The organism is Prevotella sp. P4-67 (assembly GCF_002251325.1).
Taxonomy (GTDB): Bacteria; Bacteroidota; Bacteroidia; order Bacteroidales; family Bacteroidaceae; genus Prevotella.
Window position 1 is genome coordinate 18,903 of the sequence record NZ_NPJL01000040.1, and the last position, 23,028, is coordinate 41,930.

Genomic DNA, 23,028 nt, shown 5'->3' on the forward strand with positions numbered 1-23,028 from the left:
ACACTTTTGGGAATTATGGCGGGGAGGGTCAGTGGCGCTGGCGGGGAGGGTCGGTGCGCTGAGTAGAAATTTCTGTGGTATGGTGGGTGCGAGCAATGTGGTGGCGGTGATGGTCGGTGCGCAGGCGGGGGCTATCAGCGTGGTTTTGGGTTTAGTCTAATCGACCACCCTCGTGTCTATGCTCGTCAGCTCGGGGTAGTCGGTGCGCTCGCGGCGTGTGAGCTTCTTGACCACTTCTCCATAGCTGTGGCGTACCATACTCTCTATCATCGCGTCGGGGAGGAGGGCGTCAAGCGCCACCTGGTTCCAGTGCTTCTTGTTCATGTGGTAGGCGCCGGCTATACCCTCATGGCGTTCGCGCAGGGCGATGGCCAGTTCGGGGTCGCACTTGAGGCTCACCAGCGTGGGGCGCTCCAGGTCAGTGAGCGCAAATATCCTGCCCCTCACGCGGAAGACCAGCGTGGTGTCGCCGAAGGGCATGTCTTCGGTCACCAGAGGCAGCGAGAGACAATAGTCGCGTAGTTGTTCGATGTCCATGATATACAGTTGCTTGTGTGATAAGAGTTAATATAGCGGTTCGATGTCATCGCCGCAGAGACAGTCGATGAAGTATCGGGCAATGCGTGGGCCGCTGACGTGCTCAATAGCCCATTGGCGGCGCCATTGACGGTCGGCGCGTATGCTGTCGAGGCGGCAGTGGCAGTCGGCGATGATGCGCGCCAGTCTTTTGGCGTCGCCGGCATGAAAGACCCTGCCCAACCTGCTGTCGCCCAGCAGGTCGGCAGCGCCACAGGCATCGCTCACGATGACATAGCTGCCGGCAAGCAACGCCTCGTTGACCACCGCTCCCCAGCCGTCGTAGACGCTCGGCAGCACCAGTACGTCGCTTCTGCCCATCCACTCTGCCATGCGGTTGTGGGGCACCGTGCCCACCATGTTGATGCGGTTGGCGAGACAGTGGGTAGCGATAAACTGCTGCAAGCTGCGCCGCTGACTGCCGTTGCCTATGATGTCGAGATGGAAAGCCACTGCGGCGTCGCCATCTCTGGTCATCAGCAGACTCTTGAGCAGGGTGAGCGGAGCCTTGTGCCACTCCAGCGAGCCCGCAAACAGCAGCCGCAGCCGCTGGTCATGGGGTGGGGGCGTGGTGATGACGGGCGTCTCGGTGCAGTAGGCGAACCGGCTCACCTGCCAGTGCTTGCTGGCCGAGCCGAAATAGTCGGCCGCCATCGCGCCTATCGCAAACACGCGCTCTATATGCACGGCGTATCTCCTGTCGCGCAGCATGAAGCGCAGGCGGTGCAGCCACAGCGGCTTGCCGTTGGCCAGCCCCAGGGCGTAGGTGTTGGGGCGCTCAGACATCATGGCACGCCTCACGGGGTAGACTATGCTCAGCCGGAGGCAATGGAACACGTAGCCGAAGGCTCTGATGCCCATGAATATATGCCAGCTCTCCGCCGCCCTCTGGTCCAGCAGCCGGCGTATGTCGTCGTCGCCGGGATGCAGATAGATGCGGCACGAGCGGTTGTTGGCGTCGTAGAGCGAGTCCCACCCCATCTGCCGGCGCTCGGGGGGTACGTCGACTTCTGCCACCACCACCACCTCGTCTACGCGAGGGTCGTCGGCGAGCCTGGTGATAAACGGCATCTGGTGGGGGCTTATACAGTTTTGCCAGAACACTATTCGCATAATCCTGTCTCCTTTCTTATCCATCGGTCAAACACCTCTGCGCGCGCCTGCCATGTGTGGTGGCTGGCGTCGATGCCCAGTCGGGTCGCGCCAGAGTCTATCAGCTTCCCTATCTGATGCGCCATGTCGTCGGCGTCGCCAGGCTGGTAGTATACGCCCTTGTCGCCCAGTGTGGCGAGCGGTTCTCCCACACGGCAGGTGACGATGGGGCGGTCGTAGGGCAGATACATATAGAGCTTGCTGGGACATCGCGCCCAGTCTTGAGGCGTGTCGTGCATCGGCGAGATGAAGGCGTCGGCAAGCGAGAAGTAGAAGTCTATCTCCTCTTCGCTCACGTATCCCGTGAGCATGATATGGCGCTCCATGCCCCGCTCCCGTATTCTCCTGCGCACCTCGTCCTCGGCGTCGCCGCGACCCATGAGGATGAGCAGCACCTCGGGGTGGCTGCTGCGCAGACGGTCTATGGCGTCGGTCATGGTCAGCGCGCCATAGTTGTCGGTGAGGCTGCCCATGTAGCAGCATATCCATCGCCCGGCATAGCGCCCGTCGGCCAACGTGGTGCGGTCTATGATGGTGGGGTGGCACACGGCGGTGTTGTAGGCGTAGGGCAGGTAGAGCATGGGCGTGCGGCACAGCATGCGGTGCGCCCGGCGCCCGAAGATGTCCATCAGATAGCGGCTGGCGCAGACCAGCGCGTCGGCCTGGACTATCGACCACAGCTCCATCGCCATCACCTTGAGCCACATCAGTCCGTGTACGTCGGCATTGTGAGACGCCAGCTCCGAGTGCTCCACCACCCGTCGGCAGCCTCGCGGCGCGGCTACCATGTTGCGCACCACCGGCGCGCTGATGTAGAGCACGTCGGGATGCAGACGGGCTACGATGGCGCTCTTGGTCCTTATCTCGTCTGTCGCCGAGTGCTGCCGGAAGAACACCAGCTCTGTGGCGTCACCACACTCCAATGCTGCGCGTTGGCGGTTCTCGGCGGTGTCTTCCAGGACTACCGCCACCTTCCATCCCAGTCCGTCGAGCGGACGCGCCATGCCCAGCGCGCGCTTGGCGGTGGCGTTGACGCGTATGTCGCCCGTGGTGACAAAACATATCTTAGGTTGCATAATCACTTTGTTGTCTGCAAGCAAAGTTATCTTTTTTCTCCCTCTCTGCCAAGCATCTCCCCGACTATTTTGTCGTGGGCGGCGATATTTCTCTGCCCGCCTATGGGTGAGCCCGACGCGCAGAGGGATGGGGCAAAGGCGTCGGCAAGCACTTTTTTGACCCCTTGCAGACTACTTTTTTGCCTCTCAGTGCCTCTATCTCAGGATTTATGGTTAATTTTGCAGCCTATTTTGGATGTAACTATGCACAAAGCAGGATTTGTAAATATCGTAGGCAACCCCAACGTGGGTAAATCTACGCTGATGAACCAGCTCGTAGGCGAGCGCATCAGCATCGCCACCTTCAAGGCCCAGACCACCCGTCACCGCATCATGGGCATCGTCAACGACGACGACTGCCAGATAGTCTTCTCTGACACTCCCGGAGTGCTCAAGCCCAACTACAAGATGCAGGAGATGATGCTGGCCTTCTCGGAGTCGGCCCTTGCCGATGCCGACGTGCTGCTCTATGTCACCGACGTGGTGGAAAATCCCGAGAAGAACGCCGACTTCCTCGCTAAGGTGGCCAAGATGACCATACCCGTGCTGCTGCTCATCAACAAGATAGACCAGAGCGACCAGAAAACCCTCGGCGACATCGTGGAGCGCTGGCACGCGCTGCTGCCCAATGCAGAGATACTGCCCGTGTCGGCCAAAAACAAGTTTGGCACCGCCCCGCTGATGAAGCGCATCAAAGAACTGCTGCCCGAGTCGCCCGCCTATTTCGGCAAAGACCAGCTCACCGACAAGCCCGCCCGCTTCTTTGTCTCCGAAATCATCCGCGAGAAGATTCTCCTGTATTATGACAAGGAGATACCCTACTCAGTAGAGGTCGCAGTGGAGCGATTCAAGGAGACCGACACCAATATACATATCAATGCCGTCATCTATGTGGAGCGCGACTCACAGAAAGGCATCGTAATCGGGCATCAGGGCGTGGCGCTCAAGAAGGTAAGCAGCGAGGCGCGCAAGGCCCTGGAGAAGTTCTTCGACAAGAAAATCTTCCTCGAGGTCTTTGTCAAGGTCGACAAGGACTGGCGCAACTCCCAGCGCGAACTGAACAACTTCGGGTACAACCCCGAATAATATATCACTCCCCCCTGATGAGACGTAGGGGGTACTCTCGCCGACCAAGGGCGAGGGCCGGAGAATGTTAAACTTCAGCAAAACAAACAAACACAGAAATGGCAAATTTAGTAGCTATCGTAGGTCGCCCCAACGTGGGCAAATCTACTCTCTTCAACCGACTCACGCAGAGTCGGCACGCCATAGTGAGCGACACGGCTGGTACTACGCGTGACCGCCAGTATGGCAAATGTTCATGGAATGGAAAAGAATTTTCGGTAGTCGATACCGGTGGATGGGTAGTCAACTCTGACGACGTCTTCGAGGACGCCATCCGCAAGCAGGTGCTCGTCGCCACCGAAGAGGCCGACCTGGTGCTCTTCCTGGTAGATGTCGAGACCGGTCTCACCGACTGGGACGAGGATGTGGCGCTCATCCTGCGCCGTGCCAAGCTGCCCGTAATCCTTGTGGCTAACAAGGTAGACAACAGTGCCGAATACTATGAGGCTGCCGAGTTCTACAGCCTCGGTCTGGGCGACCCCTTCTGCATCAGCGCCGCCACCGGTGGCGGTACGGGCGACCTGCTCGACACCATCCTCGACCGTCTGCCCTTAGAGGCCAAGGAGGATGTGGAAGACGACATCCCCCGCTTTGCCGTCGTAGGCCGACCCAATGCCGGCAAGAGCAGCATCATCAATGCCTTCATCGGCGAAGACCGCAACATCGTCACCGAGATTGCCGGCACCACCCGTGACAGTATCTACACACGGTTTGACAAGTTCGGCTTTGACTTCTATCTCGTCGATACCGCCGGTATACGCCGCAAGAACAAGGTGTCTGAGGACCTGGAGTTCTACTCCGTGATGCGCTCCATCCGTGCCATCGAGCACAGCGATGTCTGCATCCTGATGATTGACGCCACCCGAGGTATCGAGGCGCAGGATATGAACATCTTCCAGCTCATCCAGAAGAACAACAAGTCGCTTGTGGTGGTGGTCAACAAGTGGGACCTCGTGGCCGACAAGGACCAGAAGGTCATCGATACCTTCACCAACGCCATACGCAACCGCATGGCACCCTTTGTCGATTTCCCCATCATCTTCGCTTCGGCGCTCACCAAGCAGCGCATCTTCCGCGTGCTCGAGACCGCCAAGGAGGTCTACCAGAACCGCAAGGCCCACGTCGGAACATCCAAACTCAACGAGGTGATGCTGCCTATCATCGAGGCAACGCCACCCCCATCGACCAAAGGCAAGTATATCAAAATCAAGTACTGTACGCAGTTGCCCAACACGCAAATCCCTTCGTTTGTGTTCTATGCCAATCTGCCCCAGTATATCAAGGAACCTTACCGTCGCTTCCTCGAGAACAAGATACGCGAAAACTGGTCTATGCACGGATGCCCCATCAACGTGTTCATACGCCAGAAATAATAACCATAGTCTGCCCCCGGCCTTGTGTCGGGGGCAGATGCAATCACCGTCAACGTGCGCAAATTGATATTCACACTCGCGGCTGTAGTGGCCGTGCTCTTCGTGGCTTGTGGCCCTGAACCCAAGTCCGACGACGTGGTGGCGCAGACCGCCAAGGTCTATTACGACCATCTGCTCCATGGCCGGTATGACCACTTTGTCGACGGCACTTACCGCCCCGACAGTATTCCCGACAGCTATCGCGAACAGCTCATCGCCAATGCCCGTATGTATGTGGCCCAGCAGCAGAAGGAGCGTGGCGGCATCTGTGACGTCGCTGCCGTAGGCGCTCTGGTCGACACTGCGCGCCATCAGGGCAACGCCTTTGTGATGCTCACCTTCGCCGACAGCACCCGCGAGGAGATTGTGGTGCCAATGGTGTACCACAATGGGGTGTGGTATATGCGCTAAGCGGTCTCGGGCGAGGCTCGGGCAGACTTAGGCTGCGTGAGGGGCGTGAGGTGCCGACGGCATCTGTCATCACCCGTATAAACAAGCAAGAGGAAACGGCAGTCCGTTTCCTCTTGTCTTTTCTATAGCCCTGCTCCGACGGAGGCAGAGGCATTGTTGTTCTCCTATACCTTATTATATATGGGCTCTGGCCCGGTCAGACGATGCCCATGCTGCGGGCCTTCTCCATGAGTAGCGCCATGAGCGGTTCGCGCTCGTTGGGCACGCGGTTGTCGAGCACGGCGTCTTTCAGCGTCTGCTTGAGGGTGCCTACCTCGCGGCTGGGCTGCAGATGAAACATCTCCATAATCTCGTTGCCGTCGATGACGGGCTGCAGCAAGCGCTTGTAGTCGCGCTCCTTGAGGTCGGCGAGCTTCACGCGCACGGCGGCGAAGTTGTCGAGGAAGCGCTGCTTGCGCTCATGGTTCTTGCTGGTGATGTCGGCCTCGCAGAGTATCATCAGGTCGTCGATGTCGTCGCCGGCGTCATTGATGAGTCGTCTCACGGCGCTGTCGGTCACCTCTTCATCGGCTATCACGATGGGTCGCATGTGCAGGTCCACCATCTTCTGTACATACTTCATCTTGGCGTCCATCGGCAGCTTGAGTCTGCGGAAGAGCGGGGGCACCATCTTGGCGCCGATGAAGTTGTGGTTGTGGAATGTCCATCCCTGCAGAGGGTCCCAGCGCTTCGACTTGGTCTTGCCTATGTCGTGGAGCAGGGCTGCCCAGCGCAGCCAGATGTTGTCGGAGTGGCGCGCCACATTGTCCAGAACCTCGAGAGTGTGGTAGAAATTGTTCTTGTGCTTCTTGCCGTTGCGCGTCTCCACGATGTCGAGATTTGTAAGTTCGGGAATGAGTATCTGGAGCAGGCCGCAGCGGTGCAGGTCTACAAATCCCTTGCTCGGGGTGGGCGTGGCCATAATCTTGTTGAGCTCCTCCATGACACGCTCGCCACTGATAATCTTGATGCGCTCGGCATTGCGGCCCAGGGCGTCGAAGGTCTCGTCTTCGATGTAGAAGTTGAGCTGGGTGGCAAACCTGATGCAGCGCAGCATGCGCAACGGGTCGTCAGAGAAGGTGATGTCGGGGTCGAGCGGGGTGCGTATGATGCCGTCCTCCATATCGTACACGCCGTCGAAGGGGTCTACGAGCTCGCCGAAGCGGTCGTGGTTGAGGCAGATGGCAAGGGCGTTGATGGTGAAATCGCGTCTGTTCTGGTCGTCTTCCAGCGTTCCGTCCTCGACATGAGGCTTGCGGCTGTCGTGGCTGTAGCTTTCCTTGCGCGCACCCACAAATTCTACCTCGAGGTCGCGGTACTTCACCTGTGCGGTGCCGAAGTTGCGGAATACCGACAGATGCGCCTTGCGTCCCAGTTGGCCCTTGAGTTCTTCGGCCACACGGATGCCGCTTCCCACGACCACCACGTCGATGTCATTGGAAGCCCGCTCCAGAAACAGGTCGCGCACGTATCCGCCCACCACATAGCACTCCATGTGCAGGTGGTCGGCTACGCGGCCGATGGTCTTGAATATATCCTTGTCAAGTAGCTGAGCCAGCTCAGCGTCAGTATAATTTCTCATAATCTATGTCTGCTGAGGCGCGCCGTTACCTGGCGTCGCCGATAGGTTACTGCAAAGTTACTCATTTTAAGCCGTCCTCGCAAGTGGATGGCTGAAAATCTCGCCCCCGTCGGCTTGTGGGCGTCCTGGTTGCGGTCACAGACTGTGCCGGGTGGGGTGAAGCAGGCGCAGGTGTGGCCGTGCGGGTCGGCAGAATGGTCTGGGCGCAGCCAGGTCTGGTTTGGCAGTCAGCCCGAAAACTTTTATGCCATTTGTTTCCCCACCTCAGAAAAATTGTGTAAGTTTGCATGTATGAAAGCAAAGGTATTCTTTTTGACGGCAGTAGCTGCTGTGACGCTGCTGTCGTGTGGCCCCACAGAGAGTGACAATGCCGCAGCGCTTGTGGCCCAGATAGAGCAGCTCTATGCCGATGGCAAGTATCAGACGGTGCTTGACTCTATCACCTCGCTGCGCCAGCGCTATCCCAAGGAGGTTGAGGCCCGTCGCCGTGTGCTCCCCATCTGGCAGGATGCGTCGTTGCGCATCGCCCAGGCCGACATCGCCCGCACCGACTCGGCTCTCCAGGCGACCATCGCCGAGATGGAGGCTGCCAAGACCATCCGCGAGCGCAACTTCATTGGCATACGCCGCGACTCGCTGCAGGTGCGCTATGATGTGCTTGTGGGTACGGTGCGCGTGATACACCGCCGCCAACAGGAAAAATAATACGGGCACGGCAAATCGTGTCGGCAAAGTTTTGCTGTTTCTTGATAAATCAGTAACTTTGCACTACCTATTATATATATATGGCAGTAAATACAGAAGACCAGTTTAAGGATACGGTCAGCGAGTGTCGCTCGCTTTTTGAAAAGAAACTCCACGACTACGGAGCATCATGGCGCATATTGCGTCCATCATCGCTTACCGACCAGTTGTACATCAAGGCCAAGCGCATACGCTCTCTCGAGATCAAGAAAGAGTCGCTGGTAGGCGAGGGCATCCGTCCGGAGTTTATCGCCCTTATCAATTATGGCATTATAGGGCTTATCCAGCTTGCGCGAGGTTTTGCCGACAGCGTGGATATCACCCCCGCCGAGGCTCTCGGTCTCTACGACCACTATGCCGCTGAAGCCCTGGAACTCATGATACGCAAGAACCACGACTACGATGAGGCGTGGCGTTCTATGCGTGTGAGCAGTTATACCGATCTTATTCTCACCAAGATAGAACGTATCAAGGAAATCGAGGACCTGCATGGCCAGGTGCTCGTGTCTGAAGGCATAGACGCCAACTATATGGATGTAATCAACTATGCCGTATTTGGTGCCATCAAGTTGAAAGAGAGTGAACAGGCTTAAGACCATAGCGACCAATATCTGCCGTGCGGTGCTGGCAGTGACATTCATCTTCTCGGGATATGTCAAGGCCATCGACCCTCTGGGTACCCAGTACAAGATACGCGATTATCTTACGGCGCTTTCGATTGGCGACTACGTGCCCGACTGGCTCACGCTGGGTTCGTCGGTGGCGTTGGCAGCTCTCGAGTTTGCGCTGGGCATCTTCATCCTCTTCGCCATACGCCGTCGGTTTACCACCCGGGTGATACTGGCGTTTATGGCGGTGATGACCCTCATCACGGTGTGGATAGCGATAGCCAACCCCGTGAGCGACTGTGGCTGCTTCGGCGACGCCATCACCCTCACCAATGTGCAGACACTGCTCAAGAACGTGGTGCTCACGGCCTGTGCCGTAGTGGTGTGCCGCTGCCGCGAGCGTATGTTCCGCTTCGTGTCGGAGAACAACCAGTGGATAGTCGTCAACTATACCGTCATCTATATCGTAGCCACCAGCATCTACAGCCTGTACCTGCTGCCGCGCTTCGATTTCCGCCCCTATCATGTGGGAGCCAACATCCGCGAGGGTATGGAGATACCCGAGGGCGCCAAGATGCCCCGCTACGAGAATACCTTTGTGATGGAGAAAAACGGGGAGCGTCGCGAGTTTACCCTCGACAACTATCCCGACTCCACATGGACATTCGTAGAGCGCAAGAGTGAACTCGTGGAAGAAGGCTACGTGCCTCCCATCCACGACTTTACCATTACCGACAATGCTACCGGTGACGACATCACCCAGCAGATACTCGACGACAAGGGATATACCTTCCTGCTCGTCTCGCCCCATCTCGAGAGTGCCGATGATACCAATTTCGGCGACATAGACCAACTCTACGAGTACTGTCAGGCGCAAGGAGTCCCGTTCTATTGCCTCACGGCGAGTGGAGAGGACGCCATACAGCACTGGCGCGACATCACCGGAGCCGAGTACCCCTTCTGCATGAGCGACGAGACCACGCTGAAGACCGTCATACGCAGCAACCCGGGGCTGGTGCTCATCAAGGACGGCACCGTGATACGCAAGTGGAGCCACAACGGGCTGCCCAAGTCGGAAGAGCTCAACGGCCCGCTCGCCCGGATAGAGATAGGCCAGATGGACGATGTCAGCGTGGCGCGCAAGATAGCCTCCATCCTCTCCTGGTTTGTGCTGCCCCTCGTGTTGCTCGTCATTGCCGACAGACTGTGGGCCTGGAGCCGCTGGGTGAGAAACAAGGAATCAAAAATGAGATACTTTAACTTCAATAAAAACAACAAGAAAATGAGAAAGAAAATTGTAGCAGGTAACTGGAAGATGAATCTGAACCTGCAGGAGGGCGTAGCTCTCGCAAAGGAGATTAACGAGGCTTTGGTACAGGACAAGCCTAACTGCGATGTAATAATCTGTACTCCTTTCATCCACTTGGCAAGCGTAGCCCAGGTGCTCGACGCCAACGTAGTGGGTCTGGGTGCTGAAAACTGCGCCGACAAGGAGAAGGGCGCATACACCGGTGAGGTTTCTGCCGCTATGGTTAAGTCTACCGGAGCTCAGTATGTTATCCTCGGCCACTCAGAGCGTCGCGAGTATTACGGCGAGACCGCTGAGATGCTGAAGGAGAAGGTACAGCTCGCCCTCGCCAACGGTCTGAAGGTTATCTTCTGCTGCGGTGAGACTCTCGAGGAGCGCGAGGCAGAGCGTCAGAACGAGGTTGTAAAGGCCGAGCTCGACGGTTCTGTATTCAACCTCACTGCTGAGGAGTGGAAGAACATCATTCTGGCTTACGAACCCATCTGGGCTATCGGTACCGGCAAGACTGCTACTTCTGACCAGGCTCAGGAGATGCTGGCTTACATCCGTTCTATCGTTGCCGAGAAGTACGGTCAGGAAGTTGCCGACGAGACATCAATCCTCTACGGCGGTAGCTGCAAGGCTTCCAACGCTCCTGAGCTCTTCGCCAAGCCCGACATCGACGGTGGTCTTATCGGTGGCGCTTCTCTGAAGGCTGCTGACTTCAAGGGCATCATCGACGCTTGGAAGAAATAATCGCTAAACCATTACAGGGCATCTGGCTTCATGACCTACGGGTCGGGGGAAGCCCGATGCCCTTTTACTTAATCCTTAGATAAATGAGTAGATTACTTGCCATCATTCTCGTCGCCATCATCGGCTCGCTGACTTCTGCCCGCGCGCAGAATTTCATGCAACATATCCGCAAGACCGAGGCGGGCAAAGGTACTGTCACCGTGACCCAGAGTGAGGAGATAGACAGGCTCGTCAATGGCAAGGTTCAGACGCCAGCTGCCGACGCCAAGACTCAGACCAAGACCAATCACCCCACAACATCTGCCGACGCCCGTAAGCCCGGCGACAAGCCCGTGGCTGCCCACGGCGACAAGCCCCACAAGGATGCGCCCCACAGCCCATCCGCCAATCACAACGAAAACGAAGAAGAGACACCTGCCGTGGATATGAGCAAGAAGGTCATGCGCAACGGTTACAAGATTAACGGTTACCGTGTACAGGCCTACGCTGGAGGTAACACCCGCCAAGACCGTATCGCGGCTGAGCGTGTCCGCAACGCCATAAAGATGAAATTCCCTAACCAACCCGTCTACGTTCATTTCTATTCGCCCCGATGGATTTGCCGTGTGGGCAACTACCGCAACTATGAGGAAGCGGCGTGGATGCTCGGACAACTCAAGAAGATGGGTTACAAGTCGGCCACCATCGTCAAGGGAAAAATCACCGTCCAATACTGATTGCTAACAGACAACTACAATGACAATAGAACCAGAATACCGGCCCGGGCTCGACGAGCTGGCTTCCCATTATCATGATATCCTTGCCCTTCTGGGCGAAGACCCACAGCGCGAGGGGCTCCAGAAGACTCCCATGCGTGTGGCCAAAGCCATGCAAGTGCTCACCCGAGGTTACCAGCAGGACCCCAAGAAGGTGCTGACCGATGCCCTCTTTAAGGAGGAGTACAGCCAGATGGTAATCGTCAAGGATATCGACTTTTTCTCTATGTGCGAGCACCACATGTTGCCCTTCTACGGCAAGGCTCATGTAGCCTACATCCCCAATGGCTACATTACCGGACTGAGCAAGATAGCCCGGGTGGTCGATATCTTCTCTCACCGACTGCAGGTGCAGGAGCGCCTCACCCAGCAGATTAAGGAGTGCATCGACGAGACCCTACACCCGCTGGGCGTGATGGTCGTGGTCGAGGCTAAGCACATGTGTATGCAGATGCGCGGCGTCGAGAAGCAGAACTCCATCACCACCACGAGCGACTTCAGTGGCGCCTTCAACCAGGCCAAGACCCGCGAAGAGTTTATGAACCTCCTCCGTGGCGAGAGCCGCGGTTTCTAACCCTCAAACACTACGTTATGATACGACTTATCTCATGGAATGTCAATGGCCTGCGTGCCTGTGTGGGCAAGGGCTTTGAAGATATCTTCCGCGAGTTGGACGCTGACTTCTTCTGCTTGCAGGAGACCAAGATGCAGGCCGGCCAGCTCGACCTCCAGTTTGACGGCTACCACTCCTTCTGGAACTATGCCGACAAGAAGGGCTACTCCGGCACAGCCATCTACACCCGCCACGAGCCGCTGAGCGTCGCCTATGGCATAGGCATCGACGAGCACGACCACGAGGGTCGCGTCATCACGCTCGAGATGCCCCAGTTCTATCTCGTCACCGTCTATACGCCCAATTCACAGGACGAGCTGCGCCGTCTGGACTACCGCATGCAGTGGGAGCGCGACTTCCAGAACTATCTGCTCAAGCTCAACGCCCACAAGCCCGTCGTCGTCTGTGGCGACATGAATGTGGCCCACGAGGAGATAGACCTCAAGAATCCCAAGACCAACCGCCGCAACGCCGGATTTACCGACGAGGAGCGCGAGGCCATGACCCGTCTGCTCGACAGTGGCTTTGTCGACACCTTCCGCCGACTGCACCCCGACGAGGTGACCTATAGCTGGTGGTCCTACCGCTTCCGTGCCCGTGAGAAGAACACCGGGTGGCGCATCGACTACTTCCTCGTCTCCGAGAGCCTCGCCCCCCATGTGGCAGAAGCCAAGATACACACCCAGATTATGGGTAGCGACCACTGCCCCGTAGAGGTAGACCTCGACTTGGGCTGACCCGACGCCTCCGAGGCCTCTACAGCCTCGCTCTATACGACAATATCCGCAATGCCTCCCTTTTGGGCATTGCGGATATTTCTTTTCCGACCCTCTCTCAGCCTCCGGCCACGGCGCGGCTGGCGTCGCGGTCGTCAGGAGCGGTCTCTGTCGGCTTACTTGTTAGGGTAAGTCATGTTTTCGGGCTTGATGTCTGTCAGCACCTCATCCACATACTTGCGCGACTCCCATTTGGCCATCGGCAGGTCGTGCAGCAGCCAGTTGCCACAGTCTCTCGGTGCAGCGCCGGGTATCTCGCCTTCAAAGTTGGCCACAAACTCAAACGTGCGCTTCATCAGCCCCACGATATCGCTGCTCTTCAGGTCTCCTCTCAACAGCAGATAGCACCCTGTAAGACAACCCATAGGGCCCCAGTAGATGACGCGGTCGCGCCACTCTTCATCGTTGCGCAGATAGGTGGCAGCCAGATGCTCTATCGTGTGGATGGCGCCCACGTGCAGAGCCGGTTCGCGGTTGGGTTCCTTCATGCGTATGTCAAAGGTGGTGACCACCTCGCCGCCCACCTGGTCCTTGCGGCTCACATAGATGCCACGCAGCAGCTGCTCGTGGTCTATCGTAAAACTTGGTATCTTCTCCATATTTCTCTTGTTGTGATTTATTTGATGTTGTCGAGGAAGCGGCGCGTCACGCCGAATGAGTTGTCGGCCAGACGGTCCCAGAAGTCCACGTACATGGCAGCCTTGTCGTCGCGCAGCGGCACATCGCTGATGATGCGCATCGAGACAAAGGGCACGCCATAGATGTGGCAGGTCTGGGCGATGCCGCAGCTTTCCATATCCACAGCCTGGGCTTCGGGGAAGTGGCCCATGATTTCGCGCATCTTCTCGCGGCTGTTCACAAACCAGTCTCCGCTCACGATGAGGCCCTTGCGCAGCGTCACCTCGCTCTCTGCCATGGTGCGGTCTATGGCTTCTGCCACACATGCAGCGGCACTATAGCGTGTCGGCATGCCCTGCACCTGACCGTAGTCGTTGTCGTCGCCGCAGTACACGTCGTGATAGGCATACTCGGTGCCCACCACCACGTTCTGTACGTCGAGTGTGGGGTCGGCGCCGCCAGCCACGCCGGTCGATATTACCAGCTCGGGCTTGTAGCGGTTTATCATCTCCACCGTGCAGATGGCAGCGTTGACCTTGCCTATGCCGCTCTGTTGCAGTATGAGCGTGTGGCGCCCCATCTCTCCCGTCACCACGGTTCTGCCGTGATGCTCTGTGGTCGTGGCGTGGTCCAGCAGTTTTGCCAGTTGGGCAAACTCCTTGTCCATAGCCACGATTATTGCTATCTTCATAATCTCTGTCTTTAATTTGTTCTGCAAAATTACGCCAATAAGCCTATATGTGGGCCTAAATAATAGTTAAATAACCCTAACCGCCGCCTCCCTACCCATATTGGCCATGCCGGGATGCCGCGCCACGGCTGTCGCCATCTTCGGGGTAGGGCAGAAAGTCCTGCCCATGCCCTCGGCGCTCATTTCATGGTTTGATTTTACGGTTTCATGCACCGATACCACTATTTCCGAGTTTGCATTTCCCGTTTCATGCTTCGCCTTCCATTTGTTTGCATGCCCGGCAGAGTCGTCGTTGGATGCGTAGCGTCCGTTGGCAAGCTCCATTCCAGAAAATCCAAAGGGGAAGAAGCCAATAAGAGGCCCCATCCCAGCCGTTCCCAAGGCGAATGAGTGTCATACAATCACCTTAAACACAGCAAGAATGGACTTCCATACAGGGGCAGGGGAGGGGCTCCTACTCGGAACCTCCACAAGCAGCAGCAACTCTGTAGGAGTTGCGATTTCATAGCCCAGGGTTGCGGGCGCAGCCAGCTACCCTGGGTGCAGCATAAGTAATGTGGCAACTCTGAAGGAGTTGCGATTAGCCGTAGGCGTTACCCGCAGCAGGATAATGGGCTGCTATTTGGTGGAGGAGATTATTGGATTGAGAATAACGCCTTCGGCTAAGCGCAACACTTACAGCGTTGCTATCCTTTTTTGTATCAATACCCAGGGTAGAGGCGCTGCACGCCTCAACCCTGGGCTGGGGAAGCGCAACTCCTACAGAGTTGCTGGGGGTGCGTACCGTCCACAATGGGCTAATAATACCGCCGTCATGGGTAGAGGCGCTGCACGCCTCAACCCTGGGCTGGGGAAGCAGCAATTCCTACAGAGTTGCCGGGGGTGCGTAGCGTCCACGATGGGCTACTCATGCTTCTGTCATCGGCTCACTGCTCTCTGCTCAAGTGGATGACAAAACCGTTGCCGCTCAAGAAGCGGTCGGCGAAAATCTTGTAGCCGTGGCCGTTGGACAACTCGCCTTCAGGACCCTGGAACCCCAGCGCGCCCATCTCGTGGCGCAGCTTGTTCCACACCTCTTCGTCGGTCATCGAAATACTCACGAGCGGAGCCGTGGCGGGCTGGCCGGCGCCGGCTATGGCTACGAGCGTGGCCTTGTCGCTACTTACGTTGACCATGCTCCCCATCTCGTCGGCGTCGCAGCCCTGGGTGTAGATGGTGGCGCGTCCCACCTGGTAGATTTCGTTGATGGCGCTGCGCACATAGCCCATCTCGACCATCATCTCGTCCACCTTCCCGGCCTCGCGCAGTCCCTTCACCGCTGTGCCGCTCGTCTCTACGAGGTCGGCTATGTCTATGGCGCGCTCTATCGAGATACAGCGCGTCTTGATTTCCTGCTCCGTGGCAGGCTGGGCCAGAGCCGCTGCCGCCCGCTTCTCCTGCGGTGTGGCGTCGGCAGCCGAAGTCTTGGGTTTGCAACCAGTCAGCACGAGAGCCGACATGAGGGTTATGGCCCATAGCGGGCGCGAGAAGAGGGTGGTGGTCATACGCTTGATGGTTTTCTGATTATTTGCTGCGAAGATAGGCAGAAAAAGCGAGAAAGCCGCCAGTAAGGTGAAAAAAATGCGTAATTTTGTGACGATTATGGACAATAAAGCATTTTCGGCCGCTCTCTTCAAGTGGGCTCATCGCCACTGGCGCGAACTCCCTTGGCGCGGATGCGGCGACCCCTATGCCATCTGGCTTTCCGAGATTATCCTCCAGCAGACACGCATCAGCCAGGGCACGAAGTACTGGTTGCGGTTCATGCACGCCTATCCCACCGTGGCAGACCTGGCGGCCGCCAGCGAAGACGAGGTGCTCAAGCTGTGGCAAGGACTTGGTTACTACTCGCGGGCGCGCAATCTCCACGCCGCAGCGCGGCAGATAGTGGAGCGCGGAGCCTTTCCCGATACCTACCAGGAGATACGCCGTCTCAAGGGAGTGGGCGACTACACCGCTGCCGCCATCGCCTCGATGGCTTTCGGGCTGCCCCATGCCGCCGTCGACGGCAATGTCTATCGCATCCTTGCCCGCATCTTCGCCATCTCGACCCCCATCGACTCTACCCAGGGCAAGCACGAGTTTCAGCAGTTGGCCGACGCGCTCTGCCCGACCGACGAGGCAGGCCACTGGAACCAGGCCATGATGGACTTTGGCGCCCTGCAGTGCAAACCCAAAGGTCCCGGTTGCGGCAGCTGCCCATTTGACGACATGTGTGAGGCTCGCCGCCTCGGGCAGACGGCCTCCTTCCCCGTCAAGGAGGGCCGCGTGAAGCACCGCGACCGCTACTTCACCTATTATTATATTACGCGCGCGCACGAGGTGCTCTTCCACCGCCGCGGCACCGATGACATCTGGCGCTCGCTGTGGGAACCTGTGCTTGTAGAGGGCGACGCCGCATCGCTCGACGATGCCGGGCACGTGGTCAAGCATGTGCTCACCCACCAGACCATCTATGCCCAGCTCATCCGTATCGACGCCACCCGTCTGACAGACCATGAACCGCTGCCCTATGGCCTCCCGCCGATAGCGCAGCTGCTGAAGGAGTATCGCTGGGCCACCCCCGACGAGCGCGAGGGCTACGCCATGCCACGGTTGATGGACAAACTGCTCGCCGACAGGTAGCCGTCGCCGCCTGTCGCCCCTGCCGCCACGCCGACGGTGGCAGAGGATGCTCGCCAGGCCGCCGGCAGAAGGGCAAAAGTCACGTTAATTGCCGATTATGTTGGCTTATTCTCATATTTTCATTATCTTTGCAGCGATTTATAATACATTAATACTTACAGCCCTTAACGGGCGAGGAGTAAACAATACCAACAACAATGAATATACTGAAGAAATACTGGCTCGATGCAGCCGCAGTAGTTTTGTTTGCGCTGATAGCGTTTGTCTATTTCATGCCTGCCGACCTTGACGGCCGCATCCTCTACCGCCACGACTCGTCGGCGGGTCGCGGAGCTGGTCAGGAGCAGTCGGAATATCACGCCCGCACCGGTGAAGTGTCGCGCTGGACCAACGCCACATTCAGCGGTATGCCCACCTATCAGACTGCGCCGTCGTATTCGAGTACCAACGGTCTGCAGAAGGTCATGGACGCCTACCATCTGTGGCTTCCCGAGAATGTGTGGTACGTCTTTGCCTACCTCTTGGGCTTCTACATCCTGCTGCGCGCCTTCGACTTCCGCAAGGAGTTGGCTGTGCTGGGCTCCATCATCTGGGCGTTCTCGTCGTACTTCTTCATCATCATCGCCGCGGGCCATATCTGGAAGGTGATGGCACTGGCCTATCTGCCGCCCATGATTGCCGGCGTGGTGCAGGCCTATCGCGGTCGCTACCTGAGCGGCTTGCTGCTCACAGCCATCTTCACCGCTTTTGAGGTGAAGGCCAACCACGTGCAGATGACCTACTACTATCTGTTCATCATCCTCTTCATGGTGATAGCCTTCCTCGTTGAGGCCATCCGCAGCCACCGCCTCGACCGCTTTGCCAAAGCCACCGCCGTCTGCTTCGTGGGCGCCGCGCTGGGCATCTGCATCAATCTGAGCAACCTTTACCACACCTGGCAGTATGGCCAGGAGAGCATGCGCGGAAAGAGCGAGCTGGTCAAGAAGAACGCCGCCAACCAGACCAGCAGTGGACTGGACCGCGACTACATCACCCAGTGGAGCTACGGCATCGACGAGACATGGACGCTGCTCATCCCCAATGTCAAGGGAGGCGCCTCTGTGCCCCTCGCAGCCAATGAGACCGCTATGGAGAAGGCCAACCCTGAGTTCTACCCTATCTACCAGCAGATAGGACAGTACTGGGGCGAACAGCCCGGTACCAGCGGCCCCGTCTACGTGGGTGCCTTTGTGCTCATGCTCTTCGTCCTCGGTCTCTTCATCGTCAAGGGGCCCATGAAGTGGGCTCTGCTCGCAGCCACCGTGCTGAGTGTACTCCTCTCGTGGGGTCGCAACTTCATGCCCTTTACCGATTTCTTCCTCGACTACGTGCCCCTCTACGCCAAGTTCCGCACCGTGGCGTCTATCCTTGTGATAGCCGAGTTTACCATCCCTCTGCTTGCCATGATGGCGCTGCGCCGCATCGTGGAAGACCCGCAGGTGCTCACCCGCAATATGCGCTGGGTCTACGTGAGCTTCGGCCTCACCGCCGGCGTGGCTCTGCTCTTCGCCCTCATGCCCGGCTTCTTCTTCAACGACTTCATCTCTTCGTCCGAGCGTGTGGCGCTCGGCCAGGTACCCGACGAGTATCGTCACGCCCTTATGGCCAATCTCACCGAGATGCGTCAGGCCGTGATGACCGCCGACTGCTGGCGCTCGTTCTGGATTGTTACCGTGGGCGTGGTGATGCTGCTGCTCTACCGCATCAACAAGCTCAAGGCTGCCTACATGATTGCCGGCGTGGGAGTGCTCTGCTTGGTAGACATGTGGCAGGTCAACAAGCGCTACCTCAATGACGGCATGTTTGTAGAGAAGAGCGTGCGTGAGGCACCCCAGCCCATGAGCCACACCGACCAGCTCATCCTCAAGGACAAGGGTCTGGACTATCGTGTGCTCAATCTCGCCACCAATACCTTCAACGAGAACGAGACCTCTTACTACCACAAGAGCATCGGAGGCTATCATGCCGCCAAGCTGCGCCGCTACCAGGAGATGATAGAGGCTTACATCAATCCCCAGATGTCGCGTATCATGAAGGCGGTGGCCGACAGTGATGGCGACATGACCCGCGTCAACGGCGACTCGCTCTTCCCCGTGCTCAATATGCTCAACACCAAGTATATCATCGTCCCCCTGCAGGGCGGACAGACCGTGCCTCTGCTCAATCCTTATGCCTACGGCAACGCATGGTTTGTAGACCGGCTCACCTTTGCCGACAACGCCAACCAGGAGATAGAGCGCATAGGCCAGATTGACCTGCGCCACGAGGCTGTGGCCGACAAGCGCTTTGCCGACGTGCTGGGCGAGGCTGTGGCGCAAGACAAGAACTCTGTGGCCAAACTCCTCGCCTATGAGCCCAACCAGCTGACCTACGAGGTAAGCTCTGACAAGGGCGGCGTGCTCGTCTTCTCCGAGGTCTACTATCCCGGATGGACCGCCACCATCGACGGACAGCCTGCCGAGCTGGGCCGCGTCAACTACATCCTGCGCGCGCTCCGCGTGCCTGCCGGCAAGCATCAGGTCAAGCTCGCCTTCTTCCCCAAGAGCGTCGATACCACTGAGACCATAGCCTATGTGGCTTATGTGGTGCTGCTGCTCATCATCGTGGGCGGACTCTACGACACCTGGCGCCGCAAGAAGAATAATCAAACGACACATTAATACTCTATAAGATATGAAGAAACTGCTCTCCCTGCCCCCCAATCTGGTGGGATGTTTCCATGACATAACCGGTCTGTCTGATACCGAATGGTTCTGCACCAACGACCCCGTGGGCCGCAAGCTCGGCTCGGGTGGCGGCACCACCTGGTTGCTCCAGGCGTGCTACAAAGCCCATGGCAATGGCCGTAGCTTCGACGAGTGGCTCGCTGCCGACCGTCGTCTGCTGCTCCATGCCGGCGGACAGAGCCGAAGACTGCCTTCATACGCCCCTTCGGGCAAGATACTCACGCCCATTCCCGTGTTCAGATGGGAGCGCGGCCAGCGCCTGTCTCAAGACCTGCTCTCCCTGCAGGTGCCCCTCTATCAGCGCATCATGAACCAGGCGCCCGAGGGTCTGCGCACGATGATTGTCAGCGGCGATGTCTACATCCGCGCTACCCAGGCGCTCCAGCCCATCCCCGATGCCGACGTGGTGTGCTATGGCCTGTGGCTCGGACCCGAAATAGCCAAGGACCACGGCGTCTTTGTCTCTTCCCGCCAGACTCCCACCCAGCTCAAGTGTATGCTTCAGAAACCATCGATGCAGACGCTGGGTCAGCTGCAGAAAGAGCATTTCTATCTGACCGACATCGGCGTGTGGCTGTTGTCCGACCGCGCCGTCAAGGTGCTCATGCGCCGCTCTATGCGCGCCGGCGAGGTGACCAACTATGACATGTACGGCGAGTTCGGCTGCTGTCTCGGCACCGACCCCACCATCGACGACCCCGAGGTCAACGACCTCAAGGTGGCCATACTGCCTCTGCCCGGCGGAGAGTTCTATCACTTCGGTACGTCGCACGAGATAGTCTCGTCTATGCTTGACATCCAGAATATCGTCAACGACCAGCGCGAGATTATGCACCACTCGCTCAAGCCCCATCCCTCCATGTTCACCCAGAACTCTGAAGTGGAGATTAAGATTACCGAACACAACCAGAACCTCTGGATTGAAAACAGCTGTGTGAGCGCCCAGTGGACCATAGCCCATGAGAATATCATCACTGGTGTGCCCCGCAACCAGTGGAAGATAGAACTCCGTCCCGGCCAGTGTGTCGACATCGTGCCCATCGGCGACGAGAGCTACGCCATACGCCCCTATGGTTTCAACGACAAGTTCCGCGGCGACATCACCGATGGTGTGACCGAATACTTGGGTGAACCTTTCACCCGTTGGACCGAAGAGCGCGGCATCGATGCCGCCGCCATCGAGGGCAAGGACGACCTGCAGTCGGCCCGCATCTTCCCCGTGGTCGACAATATCAACGACGCCGGCCTTGTGCTGAGATGGATGCTCAACGAGCCCTATCAGCAGGGTGGCCGCGTGGTATGGAACGAGGCCCAGCGTCTCAGCGCCGACGAGATTTCGGCCCAGGCCAATCTGCGTCGTCTCGTCGAGCAGCGCAGGGAAAACCGTGCGCAGAACTGGTCGTTCCTCTCCCACAACTACGCCCACAGCGTGTTCTACCAGGTAGACCTCGACGATGCCGCCCATGAGTTTGCCGCCAACCACATAGCCGAGCCTACACCTCTGCCTGCCGACGAGCCTCTGCTCACCCGCATCCACGATGCCATGTTCCGCTCCGAGTTGCAGCGGCTCAATGGCAAGGACGGCTCCGAAAGCGAGGGCCGCGCCTTCAGTCTGCTGCGTGAAGGCCTCACCCAGACCGTGCTCGCCGAGAAGCAGCATCCCCGTCTCTCGGTCTACTCCGACCAGATAGTATGGGGTCGCAGCCCTGTGCGCATCGACATCGCCGGTGGCTGGACTGACACCCCTCCCTTCTGCCTTATGGAGGGCGGCAACGTCATCAACCTCGCCATCGAGCTCAATGGTCAGCCGCCTCTGCAGACTTATGTCAAGCCCTGCCGCGACCATCATATCATCCTGCGCAGTATCGACCTCGGCGCTTCTGAGGTCATCACCACTTTTGAAGAGCTGCGCGACTTCCACCATGTGGGCAGTCCGTTCTCAATACCCAAAGCTGCACTGGCGTTGGCGGGCTTCCTGCCCGAGTATTCGGCTGAGCAGTATCAGTCGTTGGCGCAGCAGCTTGCCGCCTTCGGCTGTGGTATCGAGGTGACGCTGCTCTCTGCTATTCCCGCAGGGTCGGGCTTGGGCACGAGCAGCCTCTTGGCGTCGACCGTACTTAGTGCCATCAACGACTTCTGTGGTCTCATGTGGGACAAGAACGAGATTGGCCGCCGCACCCTTGTGCTCGAACAGCTCCTTACCACTGGCGGCGGATGGCAAGACCAGTTTGGCGGTCTGCTCCAGGGCATCAAGCTGCTGCAGACGGGCAAGGGCTTTGACCAGAACCCAGTAGTGCGCTGGTTGCCGTCATCTCTCTACACCCAGCCCGAGTACCGCGCGTGTCATCTGCTCTACTATACGGGCATCACCCGCACCGCCAAGAAGATACTGGCAGAGATTGTGCGCCGCATGTTCCTCAACCAGCACGACGAACTGGCGTTGCTCCGCGAGATGAAGCAACATACCATCGATATGTTTGAAGCCATCCAGCGCGAGAACTTCGATGAGATGGGCCGGTTGGTCCGCAAGACCTGGCAGCAGAACCAGCTGCTCGACAGCGGTACCAACCCAGCCGAGGTGGCACGCCTCACCTCGCTCATCGATGACCTCTGCCTCGGTTACAAGTTGCCCGGAGCCGGTGGAGGTGGTTACCTCTACATGGTGGCTAAAGACCCCGAGGCTGCAGCCCGCATCAAGCAGATTCTCCGTGAGAACCGTCTCAACGCCAATGCCCGCTTCGTCGATATGTCGCTCAGTGACAAGGGTCTTCAGATAAGCCGCAGTTGAGGCCACGACATACGTAGAATCAGAACTTACTATAACAGTCAGAACGCAAATGCCCACCCCCACGGCATTTGCGTTCTGCGTTTTATCCCGTATGTCTGGCTGTGCGGAGGGCCTCGGCAGCGCGCCCCGATTTGCTTCCGCTATTCCCGTTAGTATACTCCTTCTTTCACAAGGTCATCACTTGAGTACAGAGATTATCTCCGGCGGTCACGAGGTTGTCTCGGCTGAGCAGGAGGGTAACTCTGGCGGCTCGTATCGATTGAAACGAGGGCTCGTGTCGTTTGAAACGTGAGTCCGTGCCTTTCGTTACGTGGCCTCGTGCCTTCTGATACGAGCCAGCCAAGAGCTCTCGGGCGCGAGTCAATGGGCTTCGGGCGTGAGTCAATGGGCTTTGGGCTCGACCGATATGGCTTGGCGTAAGAATATGCATGGATTGCCGTCAGCCTTGGCAGCCTTGCCGCCTGCTGCTGTTCCCTATAACAGCAGACACGGGCAAGTCTCTGTGGATAGAGGCTTGCCCGTGTCTTGTGGGGTGGGGTGCTGGGTTTGG

20 protein-coding genes are annotated in these 23,028 nt (G+C 58.0%); 12 read left to right on the forward strand and 8 right to left on the reverse strand.

What is annotated here, in order from left to right:
- Positions 1–156 precede the first annotated feature (156 nt).
- The 3 genes from CIK92_RS06890 to CIK92_RS06900 are packed head-to-tail and all read right to left on the reverse strand — an operon-like array spanning position 157 to position 2,804.
- Positions 157–537: an MmcQ/YjbR family DNA-binding protein gene (locus CIK92_RS06890; RefSeq protein WP_094388590.1), complete on the reverse strand. Its 381-nt coding sequence runs from the start codon at positions 535–537 to the stop codon at positions 157–159.
- 27 nt (positions 538–564) lie between these two features.
- Complete coding sequence (locus CIK92_RS06895; RefSeq protein ID WP_158214751.1) at positions 565–1,689, reverse strand: glycosyltransferase family 4 protein; 1,125 nt, start codon at positions 1,687–1,689, stop codon at positions 565–567.
- Entirely contained in the window at positions 1,680–2,804 is a 1,125-nt protein-coding gene (locus CIK92_RS06900; protein ID WP_144289364.1) for a glycosyltransferase family 4 protein, read from the reverse strand. The genes CIK92_RS06895 and CIK92_RS06900 overlap by 10 nt, the downstream gene beginning before the upstream one ends.
- Positions 2,805–3,047: 243 nt before the next feature.
- Here CIK92_RS06900 and era point away from each other — a divergent pair, with 243 nt between their 5' ends.
- The 3 genes from era to CIK92_RS06915 all read left to right on the forward strand — a co-directional run bounded on the left by era (position 3,048) and on the right by CIK92_RS06915 (position 5,791).
- A complete protein-coding gene (gene era / locus CIK92_RS06905) occupies positions 3,048–3,929 on the forward strand; it encodes a GTPase Era (RefSeq protein ID WP_022309803.1) in 882 nt (293 codons plus the stop codon).
- A 98-nt stretch (positions 3,930–4,027) separates the two neighbouring features.
- On the forward strand, positions 4,028–5,341 hold the full coding sequence (der, locus tag CIK92_RS06910) for a ribosome biogenesis GTPase Der (protein WP_022309802.1): 1,314 nt from the start codon (positions 4,028–4,030) through the stop codon (positions 5,339–5,341).
- A 54-nt stretch (positions 5,342–5,395) separates the two neighbouring features.
- Positions 5,396–5,791 carry a hypothetical protein gene (locus CIK92_RS06915; protein WP_094384533.1) on the forward strand — a complete coding sequence of 132 codons (396 nt, stop codon included), beginning with the start codon at positions 5,396–5,398 and terminating at the stop codon, positions 5,789–5,791.
- Positions 5,792–5,987: 196 nt separating this feature from the next.
- On the opposite strand, the gene CIK92_RS06920 is transcribed toward CIK92_RS06915, so the two are convergent.
- Positions 5,988–7,412: a CCA tRNA nucleotidyltransferase gene (locus tag CIK92_RS06920; protein ID WP_094388593.1), complete on the reverse strand. Its 1,425-nt coding sequence runs from the start codon at positions 7,410–7,412 to the stop codon at positions 5,988–5,990.
- Between the two features lie 291 nt (positions 7,413–7,703).
- Between CIK92_RS06920 and CIK92_RS06925 the strand changes: the two genes are divergently transcribed.
- The 6 genes from CIK92_RS06925 (at position 7,704) to CIK92_RS06950 (ending at position 12,913) form a co-directional block, all read left to right on the forward strand.
- Complete coding sequence (locus tag CIK92_RS06925; RefSeq protein ID WP_094388594.1) at positions 7,704–8,117, forward strand: hypothetical protein; 414 nt, start codon at positions 7,704–7,706, stop codon at positions 8,115–8,117.
- A gap of 80 nt (positions 8,118–8,197) precedes the next feature.
- Entirely contained in the window at positions 8,198–8,749 is a 552-nt protein-coding gene (locus CIK92_RS06930; RefSeq protein ID WP_022309798.1) for a DUF1599 domain-containing protein, read from the forward strand.
- Positions 8,736–10,808, forward strand: coding sequence for a BT_3928 family protein (locus tag CIK92_RS06935; RefSeq protein WP_094388595.1), 2,073 nt, complete (start codon positions 8,736–8,738; stop codon positions 10,806–10,808). The genes CIK92_RS06930 and CIK92_RS06935 overlap by 14 nt, the downstream gene beginning before the upstream one ends.
- A gap of 83 nt (positions 10,809–10,891) precedes the next feature.
- Positions 10,892–11,524: an SPOR domain-containing protein gene (locus tag CIK92_RS06940; RefSeq protein ID WP_022309796.1), complete on the forward strand. Its 633-nt coding sequence runs from the start codon at positions 10,892–10,894 to the stop codon at positions 11,522–11,524.
- 19 nt (positions 11,525–11,543) lie between these two features.
- Positions 11,544–12,137 carry a GTP cyclohydrolase I FolE gene (gene folE / locus CIK92_RS06945; RefSeq protein ID WP_094388596.1) on the forward strand — a complete coding sequence of 198 codons (594 nt, stop codon included), beginning with the start codon at positions 11,544–11,546 and terminating at the stop codon, positions 12,135–12,137.
- Between the two features lie 20 nt (positions 12,138–12,157).
- Positions 12,158–12,913 carry an exodeoxyribonuclease III gene (locus tag CIK92_RS06950; RefSeq protein ID WP_094388609.1) on the forward strand — a complete coding sequence of 252 codons (756 nt, stop codon included), beginning with the start codon at positions 12,158–12,160 and terminating at the stop codon, positions 12,911–12,913.
- Positions 12,914–13,068: 155 nt separating this feature from the next.
- Here the strand turns inward: CIK92_RS06950 and CIK92_RS06955 are convergent, their stop codons facing one another.
- From CIK92_RS06955 to CIK92_RS06970, 4 genes are all read right to left on the reverse strand, one after another.
- Entirely contained in the window at positions 13,069–13,551 is a 483-nt protein-coding gene (locus CIK92_RS06955; protein WP_094388597.1) for an S-ribosylhomocysteine lyase, read from the reverse strand.
- Between the two features lie 17 nt (positions 13,552–13,568).
- The gene (locus tag CIK92_RS06960; protein WP_094388598.1) at positions 13,569–14,261 is read right to left on the reverse strand and encodes a 5'-methylthioadenosine/adenosylhomocysteine nucleosidase; all 693 of its coding nucleotides are present in this window, start codon (positions 14,259–14,261) and stop codon (positions 13,569–13,571) included.
- A 66-nt stretch (positions 14,262–14,327) separates the two neighbouring features.
- Positions 14,328–14,627: a hypothetical protein gene (locus tag CIK92_RS06965; RefSeq protein ID WP_144289365.1), complete on the reverse strand. Its 300-nt coding sequence runs from the start codon at positions 14,625–14,627 to the stop codon at positions 14,328–14,330.
- Positions 14,628–15,187: 560 nt separating this feature from the next.
- On the reverse strand, positions 15,188–15,805 hold the full coding sequence (locus CIK92_RS06970) for a hypothetical protein (protein WP_094388600.1): 618 nt from the start codon (positions 15,803–15,805) through the stop codon (positions 15,188–15,190).
- Positions 15,806–15,902: 97 nt separating this feature from the next.
- On the opposite strand from CIK92_RS06970, the gene mutY reads away from it, so the two are divergent.
- The 3 genes from mutY (at position 15,903) to CIK92_RS06985 (ending at position 22,478) form a co-directional block, all read left to right on the forward strand.
- Entirely contained in the window at positions 15,903–16,925 is a 1,023-nt protein-coding gene (gene mutY / locus CIK92_RS06975; protein WP_094388601.1) for an A/G-specific adenine glycosylase, read from the forward strand.
- A gap of 197 nt (positions 16,926–17,122) precedes the next feature.
- Positions 17,123–19,624: a YfhO family protein gene (locus CIK92_RS06980; RefSeq protein WP_094388602.1), complete on the forward strand. Its 2,502-nt coding sequence runs from the start codon at positions 17,123–17,125 to the stop codon at positions 19,622–19,624.
- 13 nt (positions 19,625–19,637) lie between these two features.
- The gene (locus CIK92_RS06985; protein WP_094388603.1) at positions 19,638–22,478 is read left to right on the forward strand and encodes a bifunctional fucokinase/fucose-1-phosphate guanylyltransferase; all 2,841 of its coding nucleotides are present in this window, start codon (positions 19,638–19,640) and stop codon (positions 22,476–22,478) included.
- Positions 22,479–23,028: the final 550 nt, after the last annotated feature.